The following is a 23,874-nucleotide window of genomic DNA, read 5'->3' as shown; positions in this document are numbered from 1 at the left end:
ATGTTACGCATCCTCCTGATCGACGACACACCGAAGAAAGTCGGGCGCTTGAAACACGCGCTGATCGAGGCCGGTTTCGAGGTGATCGAAGAGTCCGGCCTGACCATCGACCTCCCTACCCGGGTCGAAACCGTGCGACCGGATGTGGTGCTGATCGACACCGAGTCGCCAGGCCGCGACGTCATGGAACAAGTGGTCATGGTCACCCGAGACCGGCCACGCCCCATCGTCATGTTCACCGACGAACATGACCCCAGGATCATGCGCCAGGCGATCCAGTCGGGGGTCAGCGCCTACATCGTCGAAGGCATTCATGCACAACGCCTGCAACCGATCCTGGACGTGGCCATGGCGCGTTTCGAGAGCGATCAGGCGTTGCGCGCCCAATTGCATGCACGCGAGGCCCAGTTGGCTGAGCGCAAGCGGGTCGAGCTGGCCAAGGGCCTGCTGATGAAGATGAAAAAGTGCAATGAAGAAGAGGCATACACCCTGATGCGACGCCAGGCCATGAGTCGTCAGCAGAAGCTGATCCAGGTCGCCGAACAGGTGATCGCCATGCATGACATGCTCGGCCAATCCTGACCTTCGGTCGTGTGAATCCCGGATCGGAGAACCTTCCGTGCATTGTGCCAGTCAGTGAAAGGCTCGCCACGCGGCGGGTACATACCAGCCATTGGGAAGGCACGCCCACCTCGAAGGAGCGCAGTCTTGAGCGAAAACGTGCAATCCGCGACAAGGAATAGAGACCTATGCATACACGCGTCACCACTCGCTGGCTTGGACTATTCGGCTGCCTGCTACTGACCGACGCGAGCGCCGAGCTCTACAAAGGCGTTGCGCCTGGCGGCAACTTCGCTCTGGAAAACTGGAACATCACCGTGCCCCAGGACGAAGATGGCGGCACAGCCGGCAAAGCGATCACCGTACGTCCGGACCAATTGAGTGGCCCGGAGGGCTACCAGTCGCGCTGGTTCCGCAGCGACCCGGGCGATGGAGCCATGACCTTCTGGACGCCCGTGAACGGTGCAACCGCAGGTGGTTCCAGCAGCCCGCGCGCCGAGCTACGCGAAATGCTCGACCCCAGCAACCTGGCGCTGACCTGGAACGGTGCCGGAGAATCGGTCCAGGATGCCCTGCTCAAGGTTCTGCAAGTTCCCAGCGATGGCCTGGTCATCGTAGGCCAAGTCCATGGGTACGGCAGTGCGCCGTTGATTCTCCTGTATTACCGCTACGACGCGAACAAACAGACTGGCCAGGTCATCGCCAAGCTGCAGGGACTGCCGGAACAGGGGCTACCCTATACCACCCACGTACTGGCCAGCGATATCGAGCTCGGCGAAACCTTCAGCTACCAGATGAAGGTCAGCGACAATGTGGCCATGGCTTCCGCCAATGGCGGCCCGGTGGCACGCATGGAAATGGATCCGGCGTGGAACAGTGAAACCTTCTATTTCAAGGCCGGCGCCTACTTGCATATGCATGGCGACAGCGCAACCGAAGGGGCTCGTGTGAAGTTCTATCGCCTGGCCGCCAGCCATCCCAATGACAACCTGAAGATCAGCACCGCGGCGGCCCTGCCCAATGCCCGTGCCGGACAGGATTACCAGGCACGCCTGAGCAGCGGCGGCGGACTGGGCGGCGCGACCTGGAGCCTGGTAAGCGGCCACCCGCCGGCGGGCTTGCAACTGGATCGCGATGGCGTGCTCGGGGGTACGCCACAAGACACGACCGTATCGGCAACCGCGCACTGGTTCGTTGCCCAGGTACGCGACAGCAATGGCAGTACCGCAGCGAAGAAATTCTCCATCCTGATCAGCCAGTAGACTCGAAAGCCAGGGAAGGCATCAGGCAGTTCTCGACAACCATCCACCGCTGCGTTTATCTTCGCCGCCTGGCCACAACAGTGGCCAACGTCGCTCGGACGGTTCCGGGCGCTTACGTATTCGAGGACAGCATGGCTGATCAAGCTAAGCGCCGCTTTGCGCGCATCGATCGTCTCCCCCCCTACGTTTTCAATATCACCGCTGAACTGAAGATGGCTGCGCGCCGTCGTGGCGAAGACATCATCGACTTCAGCATGGGCAACCCCGATGGGGCGACACCTCCCCACATCGTCGAAAAGCTCTGCACCACCGCCAAGCGCGAAGATACCCACGGCTACTCCACCTCACGAGGTATCCCGCGTCTGCGCCGCGCCATTTCCCGCTGGTATGCCGACCGCTATGACGTGGAGATCGACCCCGAGGACGAGGCCATCGTCACCATCGGCTCCAAGGAAGGCCTGGCCCATCTGATGTTGGCCACCCTGGATCATGGCGACACAGTGCTGGTGCCCAACCCCAGCTACCCGATCCACATCTATGGCGCAGTCATCGCTGGCGCCCAGGTGCGTTCAGTCCCTCTGGTGCCTGGCATGGACTTCTTCGCCGAACTGGAGCGAGCGATCCGGGAAAGCATTCCAAAACCGAAGATGGTGATCATCGGCTTCCCCTCCAACCCCACGGCCCAGTGCGTGGAGCTGGACTTCTTCGAACGCGTGGTCGCCCTGGCCAAGCAATACGACATCCTCGTGGTACATGACCTGGCCTATGCCGACATCGTCTACGACGGCTGGAAGGCACCGTCGATCATGCAGGTACCCGGTGCCAAGGATGTCGCGGTGGAGTTCTTCACCCTGTCCAAGAGCTACAACATGGCCGGATGGCGTATCGGCTTCATGGTCGGCAACAAGGAACTGGTCAGCGCCCTGGCGCGAATCAAGAGCTATCACGACTACGGCACCTTCACTCCCTTGCAGGTCGCGGCTATTGCTGCGCTCGAAGGTGACCAACAGTGCGTGCTGGACATTGCCGAGCAGTATCGCCAACGCCGCAACATGCTGGTGAAAGGCTTGCACGAGGCCGGCTGGATGGTCGAAGTCCCCAAGGCATCCATGTACATCTGGGCGAAGATCCCCGAGCCCTATGCCCATATGGGTTCACTGGAGTTCGCCAAGAAACTGCTCAGTGAGGCCAAGGTCTGCGTATCACCTGGACTGGGGTTTGGTGACTACGGTGACGATCACGTACGTTTCGCCCTGATCGAAAACCAGGATCGTACTCGCCAGGCGATACGGGGCATCAAAGCCATGTTCCGCGCTGATGGATTGGTCCAGCCAGCCGCCCCCAAAGGCCGTAAGGCCTGATTCCCGCCAGCCGCCCGGACAAACTATCCGGGCGGTCCTCATCCCGAATAATCCAGCGCCGTCCAGATGCGGCTCAGCCCATTGGCGATCACGCAGCCTGGCCGAACCAGCTCTCTGTTGTAGTCCAACGACAACCGTGTGATCTCGCCCTGCCCCTCCTCCCGGCGCTCGGTCAGCCATTGCACTCTGCCGCAGTTGGGCGTGTCGATGACATAGCTGGCAGCGATACTTGAATGCTGTCCAGGCAACTTGATCACATCTAGCACCTCGCCGTGCTCCTCCACCCGCTTGCCGTCGGAAACCAGCACTGCCCAGGCTTCGCGCCCATCTATGACCAGATATGCACCATTTGCCAGCGGTTGGTCGATAGACGGCTGAGCACAGCCGGCCAAGAACAGGAACAGGAACAGGAACAGGAACAGGAACAGGAACAGGAACAGGAACAGCACAATTGTCATCAGTTTATGGTGCATATGAGTCGGCTCCCGCTGGCGGTTGGATGCGTTTCGGCATGCTGCCGAAAACAGGGTGAGTCGAACTATCAATCAATACTGTTTATTTGTACAGTATTTTTCGTTTACCCTGATCACCCGTGCACAGGAGCCGAATGATGCTGGACGTATTGCAACTCAAGGAGAAGGTCAACCGGATGCCACTCGACAACGTGCGTAGCGTAGTCGAGGAACTGCACCTTGAAGGTTTGGTGACGGGCAGTCGCACACCGTTCGGGCGTATCCACTTCAATACCTGTTTCGCCGAGATAGAAGCTCTGCTGCAGCGCGCCGGTTACCATCGCCAGGTGGACGTGGTCGGCTATCAAGGCCAGGCCTACGCCCTGTTCGATCCGACGCGCTGGGATGCTGTCACCGTCCTGCGCGGCCTGAGGGACTATGTCGAAGCATTGGAGACCAGTAGTGCCGTCGTGTAATAGGTGAAACGAGAAGAGCAGCCATGCTGTCAAACAGGCATGATGGGAGAAGGCAAGAATCCCGCTCATGACCATGACAAGGCGAGCATTCGCGGTTATGGTCAGTCCATTCGCAAAGGAGACTGCCATGCCTTGGTACGCTTGGCTCATCATCGTTATCGCCATCGGCTCGATCGTCGCAAGCTTGCTACTCCTGCGCGATAGCGCACGCAAGCTGCCACTGACCGAGGAACAGCTCAAACGCATCCATGAGCGCAACGTCGAGCAGGATGCCAAGGACGCCCAAGATCGCTGATCACCAGTCCGTCATGACGACGTGAATGCCCATGGGCTCGAACATCGCCTACCAAGACGCCCTTGCTACACAACCCGTCAATGAGTGCGCTACGCCCAGGGCTGATCGATACAGCAGACCCAGTTCGAGCGCAGGCTCTCGAAAAGTGCAATGTGGCAGCTCGTCGAAACGCCAACTTAGGTAGGACGAAACAATAGCCAGCCTGTTAGCGGTTGAGCGCATCGACCAGACTGCGCAGCAGACCAGACTGTTCCTGTTTTTCCAGCCTCACGACATACTGCCACGACTAGCACATCCTCTACCCTATGAGCCTTCACCACTGGTAGCAGTGACACGTGCCCCACAGGCAATCACCTCGCGAGTTCAGGCGCCTGGCTGAAGCATCAACTTAAGTCCGGTTTGATAGGGGCAAGTCCAATTAGTAAGCGCTCTGGCGATGCGCATCTGTAGATGGGCAGACGTATTCGACTGGTGGATGGCACGACAGTGACCATGCCTGACCCCCATGCCAATCAAATGGCCTATCCGCAGTCTCACGAGCAGAAGCCAGGCCTCGGTTCTCCGCTGTGTCGGACTGTTGGAATCATTTGCCTATCCAGCGGTGCAGTACTCGATGCGGCCATAGGTCGATTTCGAGGAAAAGGTGGGATGAGCAAACGCTATTGCGCTCGATGCTCGATACATTGGACCGTGGAGATGTGTTACTCGGCGACGCGTACTACGCGACTTACTTTTTGCTGCACGAGCTGCAACACAGAAGCATCGACGCCGTGTTCGAGCAATATGGTGCACGTAGGCGAAACACCGATTTCAGACGAGGTAAAAGATTAGGTGAGCGTGATCATCTGATCGGCCTCGACAAGCCGCGAAACGTCCACGTTGGATGAGCCAGGAAGCTTACGAACAGGTGCCTGAGACACTGATGATTCGGGAGTTGAAAGCCGGAGGGAAAATCTTGGTAACGACGTTGTGCTGCGTGAAGAAAACGCCAAAATCTTCACTCAAAAATCTGTACAAAGATCGCCGGCACGTTGAACTGGATCTGCGCAACCTTAAAAGCACGATGGGTCTGAATACGCTCAGTTGCAAGACACCCGAGATGGCGATCAAAGAGCTGTGAGTTTACGTGCTGGCACACAACTTGATCCGCTTGCTTATGGCTAACTCCGCAGCAGTAGCTGACTGTCTGCCGAGGCAATTGAGCTTCAAGCACTGCGTTCAGCTATGGCTGGCATGGCGCCAACCTGATGGATTCAGTGGGGATAACGATCTGCTAGAACTGTTTGCGCTGGTTGCCCAGCAGAAAGTGGGAAAACGGCCAGGGAGAATAGAGCCACGAGCCGTCAAGAGAAGGAATAAACCTTATCCGCTGCTGATGCGAAAACGCTCAGCAGCTCGTAAGGAGATCAAGAAAAATAGCCACCCGAGAAAGCTAAAATAAGTGCCATTCAGGTCTGGGCCAATGGCGTAAAAGTTAAGTACTCCTACAACTACGGAGAGCCGAGGCTCCATGTACTGAAGAGCACAACGCCTCGCGAAATATACAGAGAGGCATCCAGTGCTTAATACATTGCCTATGGAGTATCATCCTTTCACGAGCCGAGCATCACGAAGAACTAGCCATCTTCAATATCGAATAGCGAAAATTGTATAAGCGACTGGATCACGGCTTACCGCAATGAAGTCGGAGAGAATGCCTCGGTTAATCGCGAACAACTTGACCAGTGGGATGACTGGTGCAAAGAAGGTAAAGCACCTTAATAATGCATAAAAAGGGAGGAGGCTTCGAGCTCCCTCATGAGAACTTTTCTTTTCCCTGTATACTCCCATTTGGGTTGACCTGGATAAAGTTAGTGCCAAAGAGCAATCGTATATCTGGATATGGATCGTATTTTCTTAAATAACTGATCAGCCGCAGGAGCTGAGTGCTCGGTTACTGGAGTGAAGCAGGTGCCTCAGAGACTCTCGGTCAACGATAGAGCACTTGAAGCCGAAGCGCTTGGCCGGATGTCCAGTTCGTAGGCAATCACACCCAATTGCTACTTGTCTATACACCAACAAACCTACCCCTTGGATAGACACTGACGGGATCAGACTTTTGATAGAGCATCTTAAATGAGCACATACAGCAGAAAATCACTATTTCTAATAGCAGGTACACTCCTCACATTACTTTGCATAGTACATTGAGATCATCATAGGCAAAGTGAGCGTACGTCCGTTCAAATAGCTGAAACGCCCAATCCATCTCAGCAGCATGCTGCCCTTGATCAAAAAAAGCTTGAATAATTTCATCTGGACGATGAAATCTAGGCTTGTCCAACAGGTGCTTTTGTGTGACCTCATGCCCCTTCACATAGTGAACCTGGCCATTTTGCAAAAGATTTCGAAACAGGTTCCACTCATAAAAATAAACACCCTCGACCTCGTAAAAATTCAGAAACGGCACATTGTGCAGCAAGATAAAGTGGCTATTCTCAACCTGAGCACCATTGATCCCTAGCCTCTTTAGCTTCTGTCGAATACTCGGCTCAGCCATGTTGTGTTTAAGCCGCAGTAGCTGCTTATCGAAGCCTTTTCGGAAGTTCTCATCCGACATCAGTCGGCACTGTTCGGAAAAATAAACCGGCAGGTCGAATGACTTATATTTTACCTGAACAAAATAATAGAGATTGTCCTCCACATCCTGAAGCACGAAGTCAATGTCATACCCGTCAATGGCTGCATTGTTCCCTGCCTGGAATCCTTTATGCAATACAAAGCGAGGGTCTTCGAGTCTTCGTACATAATTTACAATGTAGTCCTTTTCGAAGAACTCACCTAGTTGGCCGGCGAAATCCTTGTGTAAAACCCGTCTTATAAGTTGCTTAAGCCCATACTTCAGCTTTACCGGCCCTCGGTGATAAGCATCACCAAGACGCTCTACAAAGCTGTTAACGCAATCAAGCGTCGGCGACTGACCTTGCAGACAATCGTCAATCATGGCGAGCGTTGCAGAGCTAACATAACAGCGCATCTGTTCCACTGGCACAACCGACTGGCGAAGCATGCTGGCTAGTTCAAGGTACAGAGAAAAGCATACAAGTTCACGCAAGAGCTGGTACTGGGGATTGGAAAGCATCTTCGCCGGCACGTAGTCAACGTGAATCGAGAGGCATTTATCCATCAGGTTATTGATCAACAACTCCTCAACTAGTGCTGGCAGCTTGCTTTTCCGTTGAAACTCTCCCAAGAACGTCAGCATCACGTTCATATCGCTAAGCTTTGTACTTTCCTCGCTAATCTCTGCCAACCAATAAGCTTTCAGCCGCTGCGAAAACGCCTCCGACGGAAAAATGTAGAGGGTTCCCCTAACAAAGCGGACATCCATCACTCCTTTTACAATCAGAAAATAGGTCTCCACAAGATAGTAGCTCAGCCAGAGGTACTTATTACTGACAATGGCGAGGTTATGTTCAGCCCGCAGCTTGAGGCTCTCGCTTATTCTATTGTTGGTGTATTCAAAATTGGTAAATATTTGTCGCTTACGAAAATTCTCAAGCTGCTCAGATTGCTCCTTAGTGAGCAGGCGATGATCAACGCCAATATGAACAATCGAGAAATAGCTATCAAGCGCTCCGAGATAACTATCTACCGTATTTTCATCCAGGGGTGCCCACTCCTCGAAGAGAGTTCTAGGCAAGGCCTCCCTCTCGCGCGCCAAACCTAGAAGGATCTTTTCCAAAAGCAGGTGCCTCACTTGATCCTCGGATATCAAATGGCGAAGCCTAGGGATTCGGTATAATAATCGGCTTGTCCGACTCAGTTTGGGCAGTGCCTGTTGCATAGACTCCAGGCTGGCCATGGGGTTGAGCAAAAACCTCAAAAGCTGCGGATCAACATTTTCGTATATCATTTATCTACCACTGGACAGTATCATTGTTGCGGTCCCGGACACTAGATTGTGTCCGACTGTGTTCTGCAATATTCGCAGGAGCCGCTTAAATAAAAGTCATGTGCGTAGCATACTCAAATACTACTCACCTCAGACTTCAAGTACTTGTTTTAAACAATTTAACCGGAGGCGGCGACTGGTTTAAATGGTCGAGTTTAATAGGTCATCCCAATCCGCTATGGATTTTCCGCCGGAACCGGCCATGACTTCGGATGGATGCTTCTTCAACTCGGAGAAGCTGACCACCAGGTCGACAAAAATGCTCTGCATATTCAGCCCCTCAAATTTGGCCTCTATGTTGATATTCAGGGACGATACAAACAAGCTCCCATGCTGGGCGGCGCCTCCCATTACCCAGCATGGAAAACACCATGCAATACCGTCATGTTTGAATCAGAAAACCCGCCCTTTACGCAGACACCTAGTCCCCTGCGGCCTCAGCAGAAGCAACTGATCATCCTTGCCCAGATAGCGCACGCCTGCCTATCGAAGTCATCGAATGCGTGCTCGGCCCACAATCGGGCTCGGGCTACCGCGAAGTAGAACAGGTCGATCCTGACCACCGTAACGATCGAGCACGAAATCAACATAATAGATGGTTCCATTTTCCTGCTGCCTGACCTGGTAGCGATGGTCATCCTTCCTGCGGTGATCAGGGTTCTCGAATCAACTGGCGGATCCGGGCGACCAAGACGTTCATGCTACGGTGGTGATCCAGGTAGGCAGTTCCCTCCTCGTCCAGGCAGACAGGGCCACCAGGGTTTGGTCTGTCCCGGAGCCAGTGGACACTGACTTAAGGTGGATAATGTCCGCCGCTAGGAGTGTTCATGACCAGATTCCCGAATCTTTCAAACGTGAAGCGGTAGACCAAATGCTTGCCGGTACGCCACTCCGTCATGTGGCCGAGACGCTCGGCATCGCCTGGGCAAATGGAAGCGCTAGTACGAACAGCAAGGTGACGACGCCTTTCCTGGCAATGGCAAGCAGCGCGGTGAGAATGCCGAGCTTCGCCGGCTACGCCAGCAACTGGCCCAAGTCACCATGGAGCGCGAATCGCCATCTTCTCGCAGCCCACGAAGTGAGATTCCGTGCCATTGAGGCATTGGCCGGTCGTTATCCCGTAGCACCGATGTGCCGGCTGTAAAAAATCCAACCGCCGCTAAGTGGTTGGATTTTTGGTCGGGACGGAGTGACTCTAACACTCTACCCCTTGCACCCCATGCTCTTATTTGGTGGATTTCCATGGAAGTCCATGGACGCTACAGGAACGCCTACAGCCTAGTAAATACGGGGTATGCAGGCTATATTGGCGTCCATCACAATCCACCAGCATCCACCGACAGCCAAGCGATTCGGTGGGGCAAAAGTGGGGCAAAATTCCAGGACGACCGAATCAGGCAAGGGGTAGGAAGTGGCAAAACTGACGGCGAAGCAATTGGAAGCGCTCACCTCGGCCGATGACGGCAAGACATTGCGCGAAGACGGCGGCCTGGTCGCCAAGGTGCGTGCGGGTGTACGCGGCGTCACCGTCCTGTTTCGCTACGAGTTCAAACTCGATGGAGCCAAGCGCGATCACCGCCTGGGCAGCTGGCCCAAGAAATCGCTGGCGCAGATCCGCGCCGAGCGCGACGAAGTCAGAGCGACCGTCACCAAAGGCATTGATCCCACCACTGCCCGCAAGGCCGCCAAGATCGAAGCCCAGGCCGCCATCGCCGCCACCATCGCTGAGGCCGAACGCCAAGCCGCGGAGAACAAGACGGTCGCCGACCTCTTCGAAGAATGGATGCACGACGGCGTATCCCGCCAGGACGGCAACGCCGAACTGCGCCGCAGCTTCACCAAGGACGTGCTGCCCCTCATTGGCAAGAAGCCGCTGCGCAACCTCACCGAGAAAGACCTGCTCGCCGTCCTGCGCTCGGTCAAGGCCCGCGGCCTGAACCGCACCGTCGTGATCCGCAACAACGACATCGGCCAGATGCTGCGCTGGGCCGAGAAGCGCAAACCCTGGCGCGGCCTGATGGCCGACGGCAACCCAGCCGACCTGGTGGACGTCAACAAACTCCTCGACCACGACTACCAGGAACAACGCGACCGCCTCCTCTCCCCCGACGAAATCCGCGAACTACGCGACATCTTCGCCCGCCTCGAACGCGACTACGACACCCTCCCCGCCGGCCAGAAATACTCCGGCATCCGCCCGGTCAATCCACGCGTGCAATGCGCCGTGTGGATCTGCCTGAGTACCCTCTGCCGCATCGGCGAGCTGCTCAAGTCCGAGTGGCGCCACGTCGATCTGGAAAAAGGCACCTGGTTCATCCCAGCCGAGGCCACCAAAGGGCACAAAGGCAAGCGCCAGGATCACCACGTGTTCCTGGCGCCTTTCGCATTGAACCAGTTCAAGCGCCTGAAAGATGAAACCGGCCATACACCGTTCTGCTTCCCCAGCAAGGACGAGAGCAGCCACGTCGACACCAAGACAGTCAGCAAGCTGATCGGTGACCGGCAGTGCCGCTTCAAAAACCGCAGCAAGCCGCTTACTGGTCGCCACAATGACGATTCTCTAGTGCTGAGCAAGGGCACCAAAGGGGAATGGACGCCACATGACTTGCGGCGCACTGGTGCCACCATGATGCAGGAGCTCGGCGTAACACTGGAGATTATCGACCGCTGCCAGAACCACTTGTTAGGTGGCTCAAAAGTTCGACGACACTACCTGCACCATGATTACGCGAAAGAAAAAACTGATGCATGGAAACTACTAGGTGAGCGTATCGAAGCAATCCTAAGTACCGCGAACGATCAGACGTCCCTCGACACCACTAGAATTGCACCTCCCAATCTGCCACCATCCAAAACACAAAAATTCTCCGATGTCTACTAATAAAGCTCTTACGCCATTCCAGCTCTGAAAATTTACACCTAAGCTTTCATCGCTCCACGAAAGTTTGAGATAGGCACGATCAGACTTTCATATTCAAAATCAGCTACCATCCGAAGGAAGATCTAGATGCGGCAGGCAAGTGAGCGAAACGATGACATTACGCTCCAGGTGAACGGCCTAGTCGACAAGTTCAAAAATGATAGCTGCGCCTCGAGCCTTATGAAACAGGGAAAGTTGCGTATGAAACAGAAAGAAGATAGCTCCACCCTCTCTACTACAGTAAACACCTCCGCACATCCCACCCCAAATTTAGAAATCGATCACATCAGAAGCCTAGACAGCTGTATTAAAAGAAACATCCCCAACGACGCCATAGCCAGGAAAATATTCTTAGCCTACCCAACCGCAGCATTTAAAAACATAGAAGACACTCAATTCGACATACTTGAAGAAATTAAAAATTTCTTCAAGATACCGTTTTTGTCCATACAAATTGTCGGCTCATCAAAGACAAGACACAGCCTGCACAAAGAAAACATTTTTACACCCGGCACATCCGACCTAGACATAGCAATAATCAATCAAGAGCTTTTCTTGAGATATATGGAGATATCAGCAGAAGCCACAAATTACTACTCGGACCTTACCCGCTTCCCCAGAGCACACGGACAACCAACCTACAACTCATTCTACAAATACATGGCAAAAGGTATATTCCGCCCCGATCTTATGCCCAAGTGCTCAGAAAAAACCAATTGGAATAATTTTTTTGGAAGACTAAGCTCAAAGCACCTCCACCTCTTCAAATCAATAAATGCAGGAATATATTCCAGTGAATATATTTTTGAATTAAAGCAATCCCAGCTAATAGAAAAATATAAAGAACTAAAAGGGAAGACTATATGATCGACTACAGAGTAAGATCCATATCACTCCTAACTCTCGTTAACGAAGTAAAATCCAAGAGACTGATACCTGACGCATATTTTCAACGAAATCTGGTCTGGCGCGAAATTCACAAAAAAGACTTTGTCAAGACAATTCTTCTCGGCCTACCTTTTCCACAAATTTTTATATCAAAAGGCAAGGTGGACGTAGAAAACATGTCGGCAACGTCATGCATTGTTGACGGACAGCAGCGTACAAACGCGATTGTAGATTTCATTGATGGAGTATTCGAGATAGAAGGCAGCCACTATCAGGATCTGAAGGACGAGGAAAAATCTGAGTTCCTAAAATATGAAATAGCCGTCATTGAGCTAGACCTAGAAAATGACGATCCGAAAATCATTGAGATATTCCAGCGAATCAACAGAACCTCAAACTCCCTCACCTCTATAGAAAAGGCCTCCACCCAGTACTCCTCTTCTGAGTTTATGTGTGTAGGAAAGCTTCTTACGGACGAGCTATATTTTCCTGACGAAGCCGAGTCAGAACTTCATATCGACCCCAACATTCCAGATTCATTTATAAAATGGGCGACCCCCAAGAAAGTCCAAAAATATAGAAAGTTAATTCTTGACAAAAGAATATTCACTGCCAGGGAGCTTTCAAGAAAGGTTCACCTGATGCACACACTAAATATAATGTCCACACTAATAGCCGGATATTTCAACAGAAATGAAAAAACAAACGATCTGCTAGACGACTATGCATACGAATTCAACGAAAAAGACAAGATCGTAGACCTCATTGAAAATGCGGCAAAATTAATACTAGCCACAAAACCATCCGGAAAAACATATTGGCTAAACAAAGCGAATATTTTCACCTTAATAGTTTGCCTTTGCCAAGCCATTCAAGAAAACAAAAAGATAGCACCAGAAAAACTTTCAGAAAAACTGAAAGAATTTGAAAAAAACCTTCCCACAGATTACAAGTTGGCCGCAACAGAGGCTGTAAATGGAACTCGAGCCAGAGCCCTCAGAGGTGACTATATAAACAAAATAATCCAAGAGTGCGAAATATAAAAAAGGGGGCTCTCAGCCCCTCTCATCAGATTCAGCCAGATCGAGTGCTCTCTTCCTCTTTCCGAGCTTGAGCCTGCCTTCAACTCTACGAGAAAATTTCCTTGGCATTCTAGACACCAAGCTAAAAACAATCGAAGCAATTTTATTGGCCAATAAGGGAGGAACTGCGTTACCTACCTGCTGAAACTGTTGAGACCTGTTCCCTTCAAAAAAATAATTATCTGGAAACGTCTGCAAACGGGCTGCTTCGCGCACAGTCAGACTGCGACACTGACTTGGATCATAATGAATGAAATAATGACCATCCTTGGAAAGATGACTTGTTATAGTTGTCGCAGGCTGCCCCTCAAGCTGCACCCGGAATCTATCACTAAACTTTCCGGACTCCCAATTTTTATGCGCAGGCGCGAGCCCCGACAGAAAAAATTGCAGATGTCCTTTTGGCGAGGTTTTATGTGCTTGAGCGTATGTGGAAGCAAATACATATCTACGCAGATCAGAAGGCATATGTCCGCGAGCATCATGATTCAACCAGTACTCGAGCTTCTCATCGAGATACCACGCATCCAAGGGCCCAATACCGGTCTGGCCATCATTATTTGTTCGAGCCACACGTAGCGCCCCAACGTCTAGCCTCCTAGATGATAGAGCACTTAGAGCAATATCCATTCTCGGCGCGAGTTTTTTTTCCGATTCTTTATTTATCTCACTTCTAAGCTCGCCAAGCTGGCGAATTACCTCATCATACCAAGCGTCTGTATCGTCCCCCCCACGACTCAGTCTGCTACGAATTTTTGGTAGCCCCCCTAATACCTCTCCAGCACTCACGCGACCATCAATTTCATTAAGCAAGTCATGCTTAGGTATTTTTCCCTTCTCATCAAGAGCAATACCCAGCAGAATTACCCTATGCCTAGCTTGCGGAATACCGTATTTTTCAGATCTGATTACAAATGCGTGAGGATCAATTTTTTCAATATCCTCTGTAGGCCCGAACGATTGTGGATCTACTAGGGAACAAATACGGTATCGCCGACCAGATTCGGGCTCACCAAGAGCTCTATGAGGATCAGAAAGATCCTTCAGAATCTGGGAAAAGATTCTCTCTTCCCCCACCTTTGAAGAAAGTATTCCTTTGACGTTTTCCATTACGAAAACAGTGGGCTGATACTCTTTGAGTATTCTAAGATACTCTCGATAGAGAAAGTGTCGATCATCATCTTCAGCCTTGTAATCCGCCTTGGATTGATTGCGTGCTCGACCCGCCATAGAGTACGCCTGACAGGGCGGCCCCCCGATCAGCACCCAAGGATGATCTCTATCAAGATGCTCCTTTAGAACATCGTCAAGCTCTTTGTCTCCTGCTTGAGAGCCCAGCTTTATCTGTCGAGCCTCACGATCCGCTTCGTCCCACTGGGCTTCACTTTTATCCGAGTAAGGTTTATTGGTCTTACCATTACAATAATTGTAGTAGTCCTGAAGGCAGTCAGGGTTTTCACGCTTGAGTAGGCGATAGAAAGCTCGCAGCTTCAGCGTCTCTCGTGCCAAGGGTTCGGCCTCCGCGGACACAAGAATCCGGAATCGATCGCCATCTCCGGAGGAGGCAAAACCCTCTCCAAGCCCGCCCGGGCCAGCGAACAGGTCGACGACCTGAATGGGGCGATCTATTGTCACGCTATCATTAAGATCAGTTTCTTCAGGAGGCAGCAGTGGAATCTGGGTTTCAGTCATGGACATAGTCAGCAGTGAAGTCAGGTCTCGCATGATGGCTGGCATCCGCGGCAGCAATACATCCCCGGAGATGAAGGTTCGAAGGTTTCTGCATCGGCATGGCTTCAGGTATCGCTTGCACCAGCAAAATCTTCCAGGGAAACCAGATGTGGTACTTCGCCGCTATCGGGTCTGCATCTTCATTCATGGTTGCTTCTGGCATAGGCACCCTGGCTGCAGGTACGCCACCACCCCGAAAACTCGCGCCGAATTCTGGAAGCAGAAATTCGACCAGAACGTTGAGCGGGATCTCAGAACCCGCAACGATTTGCTACAGCGGGGCTGGCGTGTCTTCGAGCTATGGGAATGCGGGATACGCGGACCGGAAATGGACATGAATTGGCTGCTGGAAACGGTGCGGGATTGTAATCAAAAATTCGTCTCCTGGCCCGCCTTTCCTGACTCCCGTCGCCTTGAACCATGACTCTCCAAAAGCTCAATTAGTGTTGGATATCCAAACGCTCCAGAAGGTGCTTCAGCGCCCCCTTCTCCCCTTTTGAAAGGTTCATCCGGCCAGCGGCGAGCTTGCTCAGAGCGTCCATGTTTTTGGGAGATGCGATGCCGCTCTGCTTGGCTAGGGCCATGATGTCCTTAGCTTTGGAGGACAAGCCAGCGAGTGCAACATCAAAATCTAGCTCTTGGTTCAGTGCGCTTTCCTTGGCTCCCAGCTTGGTGTCGTTGACGTACTCCTGCATCGAAACGCCAAACTGCTTGACGGAGGCATCGGGGATGCCGACGCGCCCTTTGATGTGCTGTTCCCAGCAAAATTCACGCTTGGCAAACTCGGAGACGTTCCTGACATTATCCGGTGGAGACTTCAGTACTTCCGCTACCCGCCAAGCCTCTGTGAACATCCATCCTAGCAAGCCCTCCGGCACGCTTTGCTCCCGCCAGATCCTATCTAAATCGATTTGCATACCAGAATCACGGAAACCCTGAGCGCAAGCAGCAACCGTATAAGTAACGATTTGAGCCTTGTAACCACGATCACTCTGATACCAACCTGACTTCAGCACCTCTTCGTCAAGCCTGATGAACAGCAAAGCTTTGGCAACGGTTCTGCGGTACCAGGTTTCGCTAGCCTTGGAACCGTCACCGAACCCCACCAGCACCGTATTGGTGAATCGGGTGAAGCACTTCTGAGCCCCTTCGCTCACATGGTGCGGGCGTCCTTCAAAGGAAAGCTCATACTTGGCCAGGTCTGTCTTGGTAAGCACCTGCGCCTTTGGATAGATAAGCTGTAGCTTGTTACGCTCCGAAGTGGACTTGTACGCAAAGAGATTCTTGTATTGACCACGCGCTCGCTCATAGAACCATTTGCTGCTGTGCAATGCACCCGCCAGTTGAGGCGCTGAAATTTCCTTGGACAATCGCTCGATTCTGATCTGTACGGGGCTGTTGGACGCCAGGTCGGCTAGGGATACCTTGTTCTGCGTATTCGCATACTCGGAGATTCGCGGCACCACCGCCTCCAGGCGCTTCTCATCGACCACGGAGAGCTTGACCTGGACATATACATGGCTCAGATCCCTTCCCTGCCCGTCTCGCGCATAGAGCAAAGATGCAGTGGTTTGCCCGCCGTTGACAATCTGGAAGTCCTTGATCTGAGAAATTACCAACGCTCCACTTTCCAGCCTATGCGTACCAACCGACGATGCCGTCGCGGTAAGCCCATTGTTGTAAGCGAAAAACATGCCTGGCTCTTCGGCAATTGTTTTCAGAATCCCCTTGTTAACCCCTGTCCGGGCTTGGAGGTACGTCCGCACATTCTGCTCAAGAAGTCGATTTCCATATATGGCAAATACCTTGGCTAGGACGACTCCTGGAATAGCGAAAAGATAACTCTGGTAGTTGTCTGCCCCTGTCGACGCCGGCAGACACTCGATGGCGCCATCAAAATCCTCAGCGAAATCGATTTCCACAGGCTCAGAGCCCGTCGACGAAATCTTCACATACCGCTCAAGATCCAAGACGTTGGTATGCAACGTTACCGTCGCTAGCGACCTAGTCTCGAAGGCGCTCTTTTTCACTCTCAGATGCGCGTTGGTGAAAACAATCACCCGCAAGCGTCTGATGCGATTCCCATATTGCTGAATGAGAATGGCCAACTGGAAGGCCGGGCTCGCTTCTTCCAGCCCCTGAAGAAACTTGCTATCCAAAGCCAATTGAAAGAAGCGTTCAACCCCGCTGACAGCCTTCTCGACGTCTCGGCTGTTGATCGAAGTCAGGCTATAATCCTGACGGTAGTCGCAGACCGCCAGATACAAATCACCAGATTCATCAATCCCCTCCCCCTGCAGATCCAGCGCATATCCGTCGACTCGATAGCCTCCCTGCCCCTCCTTGAGTATCGGGCAGTATTCCAAATCGGGTGTGTCGCCATTTTCTGCAGCAAGCGCGGCATAGATTCGAAAGAACTCGGTTATCTGTAGCTCATGATCAGCAACACTGCCTATGCGAACCTCTTCCAACAGTTCGTCATACTCGACTTGGAGATCAGCCATGCACCAGAGCCTCCAGCTCCATTTGCTCTATTCGATATTCGTCGATGACATCGCAAGCGATGTCGTACTGTGCCCTGACAACTCCCTCAGGCACCGTTGACGGGACCAACCGAGGGAAACCCTCGCCAACTCGATAGAATCTGGTGCTATCCAGATTGAAGGTCTCGTCTACGTATGCTGCGTCCTGTTGGTATCCGAGCAAGAGCAGCTTCCGCTGAAACTCCATCAATCCGGCATAATTACCAGCAAGCCCAAACACAATCTCGTCGACCAGCGACTTCAAGCTGATACCACTCCCGGCTGCCACGAAGCGATGCAGAGCAATAGATAGCTCACGCCCATCACTGTCCAACTGGTTAAGCGAAGAAATCCGAATAAGGCCAGCTTGGGTTGATAGCTGCGACTTCACCTCAATGCGAATATGGTTGAGACCAATATCGTTGGTATCTCCGTCTGGGCCACGCCACCCTCGCACGGCAACCACCGGATCGACCCCACAATTGTCGATAACCCAGAGCACCATGCAAAGCTCGCCCATTAATCCCAAGCGCTCTTTGAATGACAGTTGGCGTGACAGTCCACGCCGAAGCAGATCTGCCCATCGGCCAAGCCGAAGGCCAAATACCCCGGCAGCTCCTGCGGGAGTTTCAGCTCTTGAAGAAGCCTCTGCCAGATCGCAGCAAATGATGGAGAAGAGATCCTTCAGTTGATGGTCAGTGAGGCATAGCGTGAGACTTCGAACGCCGGAAGACTCTTGCTGAGTCACATAGATATTCTCGAATTCAGGCAATACAGCTTCGTCAAGAGCAGCGACGGAAGACTCCAGAGTGAACTCTCGTTCGCCTGCACTGGTATAGCCGATGAAGAGGTCTAGATGATGGTCGGGGCAGACCCGAAAGCGCCCTGCTCCCCTTCCAAGGTGAGCAACTTCATCCCACTTGGCGTTAAAATCACTCATCGCTGTCAAAATCCTCATCCGATTCAAGTTCTTCGCGCTGCCGTTGCATCAATTCAGTTAAGCGTCTAGTCGCAAAATACTCTCGCGGCTTTGCAGAAATTTCCGTTTTTGGAAACGCCAAACTAAGAGAAACAACTGGTGCATCTTGATCGAATTTGAGATCTTTCTTGCTACTTGAATCCCTAGACGTAGTCTCCTTGAGACCAAACGCGATGACATGAATCAAAAGCAAAGGTCGAGTTCGCGCCATCAAATGCAATTTCTCGGGGCTGGCCTTTGGGTTTTTCTCCTTCAGCTCGCTAAGAGCATCCCCAATGCGCTGCCTTTCTCCGTAGGGTAAATCGAACTCTGCAGCATCTGCCACAACATGATTAGCGGTAATTTTTATCACATCTGGATCATCAGACTTTGTCACACCAGACTTACGATTCCGGCAGTATATTTTTTTCCCTTCACTCGCTTTAAATGGGAAATTCAATCCGATCTCGCCAGTTCGGCGAAACGGGATCGCAACGTCCCAGCATGCAAGCTCTCCAGATGCACGATCAGCGATATAATCAAGTACTAGGCTAGAATCGCCTTGGCCATGTGCAAACTCAAGCTGAGGCAACTCAAACCTCTTGAGAAGATCTTGAACCAAGGAAACACTAACTCTGGTCCACACAAGAGCCCCATCGTCAAAGTCACGACTCTCGCTATACTCAGCCTCGAGACGCTCTACCAGAGACTCAACTGCAGAAACATTCTTCTGATTTGTGCCTTTATCATTAAAAAGCTCGTAGGCCTGCAAATGTCGACTCGACAAGTCCACAGCCATGACCACAGACCTTGCAGCGCGCATCTTATTTGCTGCCGTGATTGCTATCCCCGTGGGACTTTGCCTAACCTTAAGTCCAAATTCATTCGGAGTGACCTTCATACGCTCCATACGAACGAGGTCATTTCTCAGTTCCTCAACTGCCTCACTAACTTCACGAAAATCGCCCAACATTTCCTCAGTTGCATGGATCCGGCAGATTTTCGCGTACCCATCCCTGTATCCAAACCAGCGCCCCATTTGCAAGAGAGTGTCAGCGGCACCCACATTTCTCAAGACATAGGAAATGATAAGACCTTCCAAGGTCAGGCCACGCGCCAATGCAAGTCCACCAACAGCAATTACATGAATGCCCGATGCCGGCGGCTTATTATAATCCAACCCACCTCCTTTCATGTTAACAAGCTTTACTTCAATAGGTGCCAACCCTCTCTTCAAGGCACCCCGTATATCATCCCAACCAAAGTCAACCTGATTCGAGAACTCTGCAAGCCAAATATTGTACAACTGCACCATAGTCGGAGAACTAGGCCATGCTGCGCTTGATGCCCATGCATCAACTGCCGCAGTCACGTCTTGCAAAAGGATATACAACAAGTCATGGACCTGCTTCTGAATCGCGTTGAATCTGCTCACATTCACTAGCATGGACGAGTGCTTATGCCCCTCACCATCCAAAACTCTTATCCCTCTAGCGAGAACATACTGATACAACGCATCTTTGAGGCTTTGAGGCAATTCCAGAACCACATCACCAGACTTGTGTTTAAGAGGGAGATAATCAATATAATCTGCCGGAATCTCTCGAACGCAGGACTCAAAATACTCGGCTTTTTCTGAAAATAGCTTTTCAGCACCTACGTAATTCTCCGGAGGCTCAAGGGATTTTATAAAATGCTCTGGAAAAAGATCACTATTGAGCATCTCATGTTCAGTATCTGGATCAATGAAAATATTAGCGAAGGGAGTAGCCGTATAGCCAACATACGATGAGCGACGAGAGCATTTGAGTAGCTCGCGAATCCTAGAGTTTATGCGCGTGGTTTTTTTCGGATCTTTCGACGTATTGACAGAAGCATTGTCTGCCTCATCATCAATGAGGAGCATAGGGCCATCAAGAGGGCTTCCTGGCTTGAGATCCCCCAACCAAGAGGCCAAACTTTCCAATACTTTTTCATGTTTCTTGGTTACAAAAAGAATGGGGCCAGCAAAATTACCTTCTTCAGCAGTAATCCCTCGGATAATATTGACACTAAAATCACCACTCTGCGTGGTTCCACAAAATGGCTGACGCTGCTTTAGACTTTCGTCATCCATCCCCTTCAACACATTTGAGATCGGATAAATCTCAGAAACCAACTTGTCACCCAGAGAGGATTTTCCCACAAAGGCCTGATCTAGCCTTACCTGGGTCTGATACCGAAGCGAACTTGTCAAGCCAGCAAGCACAACAATAATGCGATAGCCAGCATCAGCTGCCTTGGCTATCAGAGCCGAGTAATTCGTGGTTTTCCCAGACTGAACATGCCCCATCACCAAGCCACGACGGCGCCAGCTTGCTTCCTCTTGCGGATCCCCGAGATACCCCAGAATCTCATCAGTCACTTTATCGATAGATTTGACAACCTGCACAGGCAGGACAGAATAATCAACCCAGTACTTGTTTAGTCTGCGCCAATAATAGGACTGAATATCCGCCTTTCTATTTGGATACCACTCCTGAAAGTCAGTTTTCAGCACATGACCGGTACCTTGCTGAGTACCATAAATCGTTTCCAGATGCCGGATTAGTCGCGCCTTGAGATCGTCACTCAATAGAACCCTTATGCCAGAAACATTGCGAACATGATCATCCAAAAACCCTTGAGGAACAGGAAGTCGTCCATTTGTCCTCTTATCTATCTCGACACGGAGATAGTTCAGGCTGGCATCAAACTCCATTTTTTACCCCCCATTTCTTGACTGTATTTGTTCGGACATAGCTTTCCGTGTAAGCCCACTGATTCGAGAACGGTTCGACTCGCGCAATGAAATTCAAGAAACCATCTACTTCCGGAGCGCCATCACATTCCTGCAAGTAATTGATCATGCACTGATCCAGTAGAGCATCGAAATCCTCTGTAGAAGTTGAACACTGGCTCACCCCAGTCGCAGCATCCTTGAGAAACAGATCAGTAGGAAAATAGGACTCCAACAAACGGAGTACCCCATCAAATTCTTCAGCAACACTCGAAACTCCGAGCAGCTGCGCTACCATCGGATGGTCTCTATTTACTAAATAACGGACTTGCCCATTTTTTACGTAGCGGCGCCAAACAGGCTGAACAGCCGTACGATCCAAGGAAATCCCCTTGTTCCTGTGAACGCGCACAGAGCGTTGATTGAACCGCCTGACAACCTCCTGCAGACGGCGTTTAAGCACAGGGGGCAACTGTGCGTCCGACTTATCAACTGTGATTCGCCAATCAGCATCCAACGAGTTTGGCAAATCAACTCTTACACGCGTCAGCTGAGTAAGCTCACCATGAGGCACAATCCGAAACCAAGTTCCGTAGATAATCAGACGTCGATTCCGATAAACGTAGAAGCCCTGATTCCGAACCATACCTTCCGGGCCACCGAGCAGCGCCTGCTCCTCCGTTGAGAGCTTGGAAAAATGCGGAAGTACATACGGCTGAATACTGATCTGCTCGCCATTCGGCATAGGAATGCTCTCAGCATCCAACGTTTGCGTAGCGTCATGAGCGGTCATGAAGGGGTCGACCGGACTTAGCGGGCGACCGTTTACAAGGATGAGCAGCCTCCGACCCCCTTCACCGGCAAGATAACGGTGAAAGATCAGAGAGAGCTTTTGCATCGCATGAGCAATGCTGGGAGTGAGCGACTCGTCGACCGAATGGCAGTTGTCCCAATCCAGCAACCTATCCGAGCGAGTCCAAATCACCTCTGTCCCTGACTGCGTATCCACAGGCCACTCCAGAAGGGGCAACGCGTCGCTCCCTTCATGGACCTCCATGCTCCAGTCATCGATATCGTCGATATCCCATCGAGCAGCCGTCAGGGAGCCTGCCTGCCACGACACGACGGTCAGAACCCGAGCCTGGGATAGAGACGCCGATTTCAGCCCCCAACCAAATCGGCCAAGGTCATCGGGCTCACGCTCGGCTTGTGGATTGGCACTCGCAGGTCGCATGGCAGCCATCAGCGCTTGCCTGTTCATTCCAAGGCCGTCATCCCTGATTCTTACAATCACGTCGTCTTGCAAAGGGAAAAAGCTGATTTCAACCCGTTTTGCCTTGGCCTTGATGCTGTTGTCTATGAGATCAGCCAGAGCAGCCGCCAGATCATAACTACCAAAGCTTCTGGCGGTGGCCATCAGATCCTTTGCCAAAGGCGGATTCGGGACCTTCATCTACCCTCCTAGATTAGAACTACATCCTAAGACTACAAATCGACTGCAACACTAGCCGGAACACACTGGCCTATAAACATGCTTAAGAGCAAAGTGCCATCACATCAAGCCGATTGCTCCCTAAGAGAGCTGTCGATTCTGCAGCGATAAGAGATGTCTAGGCTCTATAAGCGACTTAGTCCTCAGGTTGGCCCAGCTTTCCGATACTTCTGCGCGGGACTACGCGGTGACGCAGAGTCGGTCATCTCGATCAAGCCAGCTGCCAGGGCAGGCTTGAGGTAGTTGTTGCTGAAAGTCGGACGATGCGCCAGCCCCAAACGCTGCATCAATTCGCTGGCTTTGAGAGTCTCACCTGGCGCTAGCGCTTGCAGCAAGCGTGCTACTTGATCGCTTACTTGATCGCTTACTTGATCGCCTACAACACCTTCAAGTAACGCCTGCCGCAAGGTTGCCAGCATGAATTCAACGAAGGGCGTCGCCTCTGCTGCCTTGTCAGAAATAGCCAATGCTTCGTAATAAGCATCCTGTTGCTCACGAATCACACTCTCGACTGGCAAATATGCAAGAACCGCTCGCCATTGGCTGAGTATCAAGGTTTGCCATAGGCGCCCCATCCGCCCATTGCCATCTGCAAAGGGGTGGATGAACTCAAACTCGTAATGAAACACACAGCTAGCGATCAGTGGATGTAGTTCGCAACGGCTCAGCCATGCCAGCAAGTCATCCATCAACTGCGGAACCCGGTTAGCCGGTGGCGCCATGTGCAGCAAACGCTCCCCTCGATAGATGCCTACACCACCGCGCCGATAGCTACCGGCATCATCGATCAGCCCATGCATCAGCAGCGCATGGGCTGACAGCAAATGATCACGCGAACTCGGTTGCCACTCGGGCATCGCCTCGTAGGCTGAAAAGGCATTACGCACTTCCTGAATTTCACGCGGCAAACCGAGCACGCGTTTGCCACCCAACACCGCAGTGACCTGCTCGACGCTTAACGTGTTGTTCTCGATAGCGAGGGACGCTTGGATAGTACGGATGCGGTTACCACGCCGCAGTTGCGGCGTCAACGCGCCTTCATGCAAAGCGGACAAAAGCCCGACACGCTCGCCGATCTCTGTCGCCAACGTCAACATATGTGGCGTCATCGTCAACGGTGGTTGGTATTGGCTCATTTCCTAGCTGATCGTAGTTTGAAGGATAGGATCGCACTATGTAGCA

The 23,874-nt window shown here is 52.0% G+C and carries 17 protein-coding genes and 1 pseudogene; 10 read left to right on the top strand and 8 right to left on the bottom strand.

What is annotated here, in order from left to right; all coding sequences use genetic code 11:
- The 3 genes from ACSZPK_RS25770 to alaC all read left to right on the top strand — a co-directional run bounded on the left by ACSZPK_RS25770 (position 1) and on the right by alaC (position 3,184).
- Entirely contained in the window at positions 1-582 is a 582-nt protein-coding gene (locus ACSZPK_RS25770; protein ID WP_437884474.1) for an ANTAR domain-containing response regulator, read from the top strand.
- Positions 583-749: 167 nt separating this feature from the next.
- On the top strand, positions 750-1,823 hold the full coding sequence (locus ACSZPK_RS25765; RefSeq protein ID WP_437884473.1) for a polysaccharide lyase family 7 protein: 1,074 nt from the start codon (positions 750-752) through the stop codon (positions 1,821-1,823).
- A gap of 131 nt (positions 1,824-1,954) precedes the next feature.
- A complete protein-coding gene (gene alaC / locus ACSZPK_RS25760; RefSeq protein WP_437884472.1) occupies positions 1,955-3,184 on the top strand; it encodes an alanine transaminase in 1,230 nt (409 codons plus the stop codon).
- Positions 3,185-3,222: 38 nt separating this feature from the next.
- Here the strand turns inward: alaC and ACSZPK_RS25755 are convergent, their stop codons facing one another.
- Positions 3,223-3,657 (bottom strand): hypothetical protein, encoded by a 435-nt coding sequence (locus ACSZPK_RS25755; RefSeq protein ID WP_437884471.1) that lies wholly within the window; start codon positions 3,655-3,657, stop codon positions 3,223-3,225.
- A gap of 137 nt (positions 3,658-3,794) precedes the next feature.
- On the opposite strand from ACSZPK_RS25755, the gene ACSZPK_RS25750 reads away from it, so the two are divergent.
- The 3 genes and pseudogenes from ACSZPK_RS25750 to ACSZPK_RS25740 form a co-directional block, all read left to right on the top strand.
- Positions 3,795-4,112, top strand: a complete 318-nt coding sequence (locus ACSZPK_RS25750; protein ID WP_437884479.1) for a transcriptional regulator — start codon at positions 3,795-3,797, stop codon at positions 4,110-4,112.
- Between the two features lie 127 nt (positions 4,113-4,239).
- Positions 4,240-4,407 carry a DUF2897 family protein gene (locus tag ACSZPK_RS25745; protein WP_437884470.1) on the top strand — a complete coding sequence of 56 codons (168 nt, stop codon included), beginning with the start codon at positions 4,240-4,242 and terminating at the stop codon, positions 4,405-4,407.
- Between the two features lie 453 nt (positions 4,408-4,860).
- Positions 4,861-5,848, top strand: a pseudogene (locus ACSZPK_RS25740) (IS4 family transposase); the annotation flags it as partial.
- Positions 5,849-6,571: 723 nt separating this feature from the next.
- Here the strand turns inward: ACSZPK_RS25740 and ACSZPK_RS25735 are convergent.
- Entirely contained in the window at positions 6,572-8,302 is a 1,731-nt protein-coding gene (locus ACSZPK_RS25735; protein ID WP_437884469.1) for a hypothetical protein, read from the bottom strand.
- A gap of 1,450 nt (positions 8,303-9,752) precedes the next feature.
- Here ACSZPK_RS25735 and ACSZPK_RS25730 point away from each other — a divergent pair.
- The 3 genes from ACSZPK_RS25730 (at position 9,753) to ACSZPK_RS25720 (ending at position 13,192) form a co-directional block, all read left to right on the top strand.
- Positions 9,753-11,222 carry a tyrosine-type recombinase/integrase gene (locus ACSZPK_RS25730; protein WP_437884468.1) on the top strand — a complete coding sequence of 490 codons (1,470 nt, stop codon included), beginning with the start codon at positions 9,753-9,755 and terminating at the stop codon, positions 11,220-11,222.
- A 240-nt stretch (positions 11,223-11,462) separates the two neighbouring features.
- Positions 11,463-12,128 (top strand): hypothetical protein, encoded by a 666-nt coding sequence (locus tag ACSZPK_RS25725; protein WP_437884467.1) that lies wholly within the window; start codon positions 11,463-11,465, stop codon positions 12,126-12,128.
- Positions 12,125-13,192 (top strand): DUF262 domain-containing protein, encoded by a 1,068-nt coding sequence (locus tag ACSZPK_RS25720; RefSeq protein WP_437884466.1) that lies wholly within the window; start codon positions 12,125-12,127, stop codon positions 13,190-13,192. Before ACSZPK_RS25725 ends, ACSZPK_RS25720 begins: the two co-directional genes overlap by 4 nt.
- A gap of 12 nt (positions 13,193-13,204) precedes the next feature.
- Here the strand turns inward: ACSZPK_RS25720 and ACSZPK_RS25715 are convergent, their stop codons facing one another.
- Positions 13,205-14,923, bottom strand: coding sequence for a DNA cytosine methyltransferase (locus ACSZPK_RS25715; RefSeq protein ID WP_437884465.1), 1,719 nt, complete (start codon positions 14,921-14,923; stop codon positions 13,205-13,207).
- Here ACSZPK_RS25715 and ACSZPK_RS25710 point away from each other — a divergent pair.
- Positions 14,847-15,386 (top strand): very short patch repair endonuclease, encoded by a 540-nt coding sequence (locus tag ACSZPK_RS25710; RefSeq protein WP_437884464.1) that lies wholly within the window; start codon positions 14,847-14,849, stop codon positions 15,384-15,386. The genes ACSZPK_RS25715 and ACSZPK_RS25710 overlap by 77 nt on opposite strands.
- A 16-nt stretch (positions 15,387-15,402) precedes the next feature.
- Here ACSZPK_RS25710 and ACSZPK_RS25705 read toward each other — a convergent pair whose 3' ends face one another.
- The 5 genes from ACSZPK_RS25705 to ACSZPK_RS25685 form a co-directional block, all read right to left on the bottom strand.
- On the bottom strand, positions 15,403-17,466 hold the full coding sequence (locus ACSZPK_RS25705) for an AIPR family protein (RefSeq protein WP_437884463.1): 2,064 nt from the start codon (positions 17,464-17,466) through the stop codon (positions 15,403-15,405).
- Positions 17,459-18,424, bottom strand: coding sequence for a PD-(D/E)XK motif protein (locus tag ACSZPK_RS25700; RefSeq protein WP_437884462.1), 966 nt, complete (start codon positions 18,422-18,424; stop codon positions 17,459-17,461). Before ACSZPK_RS25700 ends, ACSZPK_RS25705 begins: the two co-directional genes overlap by 8 nt.
- Positions 18,417-21,182 carry a Z1 domain-containing protein gene (locus tag ACSZPK_RS25695; protein WP_437884461.1) on the bottom strand — a complete coding sequence of 922 codons (2,766 nt, stop codon included), beginning with the start codon at positions 21,180-21,182 and terminating at the stop codon, positions 18,417-18,419. The genes ACSZPK_RS25700 and ACSZPK_RS25695 overlap by 8 nt, the downstream gene beginning before the upstream one ends.
- On the bottom strand, positions 21,172-22,653 hold the full coding sequence (locus ACSZPK_RS25690) for an ATP-binding protein (protein ID WP_437884460.1): 1,482 nt from the start codon (positions 22,651-22,653) through the stop codon (positions 21,172-21,174). The genes ACSZPK_RS25695 and ACSZPK_RS25690 overlap by 11 nt, the downstream gene beginning before the upstream one ends.
- A 182-nt stretch (positions 22,654-22,835) precedes the next feature.
- Positions 22,836-23,828, bottom strand: coding sequence for a Fic family protein (locus ACSZPK_RS25685; RefSeq protein ID WP_437884459.1), 993 nt, complete (start codon positions 23,826-23,828; stop codon positions 22,836-22,838).
- Positions 23,829-23,874: the final 46 nt, after the last annotated feature.

It is taken from the genome of Pseudomonas sp. LRF_L74, from assembly GCF_965644255.1.
GTDB lineage: Bacteria > Pseudomonadota > Gammaproteobacteria > Pseudomonadales > Pseudomonadaceae > Aquipseudomonas.
Note: the sequence above shows the minus strand (reverse complement) of the source record. Positions and strands in the feature narration are given on the sequence as shown.

Excerpts from the sequence above, each read along its gene's own strand:
- ACSZPK_RS25770 (WP_437884474.1), top strand. The coding sequence starts at position 1 with ATGTTACGCATCCTCCTGATCGACGACACACCGAAGAAAGTCGGGCGC.
- ACSZPK_RS25765 (WP_437884473.1), top strand. The coding sequence starts at position 750 with ATGCATACACGCGTCACCACTCGCTGGCTTGGACTATTCGGCTGCCTG.
- alaC (WP_437884472.1), top strand. The coding sequence starts at position 1,955 with ATGGCTGATCAAGCTAAGCGCCGCTTTGCGCGCATCGATCGTCTCCCC.
- ACSZPK_RS25755 (WP_437884471.1), bottom strand. The coding sequence starts at position 3,657 with ATGCACCATAAACTGATGACAATTGTGCTGTTCCTGTTCCTGTTCCTG.
- ACSZPK_RS25750 (WP_437884479.1), top strand. The coding sequence starts at position 3,795 with ATGCTGGACGTATTGCAACTCAAGGAGAAGGTCAACCGGATGCCACTC.
- ACSZPK_RS25745 (WP_437884470.1), top strand. The coding sequence starts at position 4,240 with ATGCCTTGGTACGCTTGGCTCATCATCGTTATCGCCATCGGCTCGATC.
- ACSZPK_RS25735 (WP_437884469.1), bottom strand. The coding sequence starts at position 8,302 with ATGATATACGAAAATGTTGATCCGCAGCTTTTGAGGTTTTTGCTCAAC.
- ACSZPK_RS25725 (WP_437884467.1), top strand. The coding sequence starts at position 11,463 with ATGAAACAGAAAGAAGATAGCTCCACCCTCTCTACTACAGTAAACACC.
- ACSZPK_RS25720 (WP_437884466.1), top strand. The coding sequence starts at position 12,125 with ATGATCGACTACAGAGTAAGATCCATATCACTCCTAACTCTCGTTAAC.
- ACSZPK_RS25710 (WP_437884464.1), top strand. The coding sequence starts at position 14,847 with ATGGGGCGATCTATTGTCACGCTATCATTAAGATCAGTTTCTTCAGGA.
- ACSZPK_RS25715 (WP_437884465.1), bottom strand. The coding sequence starts at position 14,923 with ATGACTGAAACCCAGATTCCACTGCTGCCTCCTGAAGAAACTGATCTT.
- ACSZPK_RS25705 (WP_437884463.1), bottom strand. The coding sequence starts at position 17,466 with ATGGCTGATCTCCAAGTCGAGTATGACGAACTGTTGGAAGAGGTTCGC.
- ACSZPK_RS25700 (WP_437884462.1), bottom strand. The coding sequence starts at position 18,424 with ATGAGTGATTTTAACGCCAAGTGGGATGAAGTTGCTCACCTTGGAAGG.
- ACSZPK_RS25695 (WP_437884461.1), bottom strand. The coding sequence starts at position 21,182 with ATGGAGTTTGATGCCAGCCTGAACTATCTCCGTGTCGAGATAGATAAG.
- ACSZPK_RS25690 (WP_437884460.1), bottom strand. The coding sequence starts at position 22,653 with ATGAAGGTCCCGAATCCGCCTTTGGCAAAGGATCTGATGGCCACCGCC.
- ACSZPK_RS25685 (WP_437884459.1), bottom strand. The coding sequence starts at position 23,828 with ATGAGCCAATACCAACCACCGTTGACGATGACGCCACATATGTTGACG.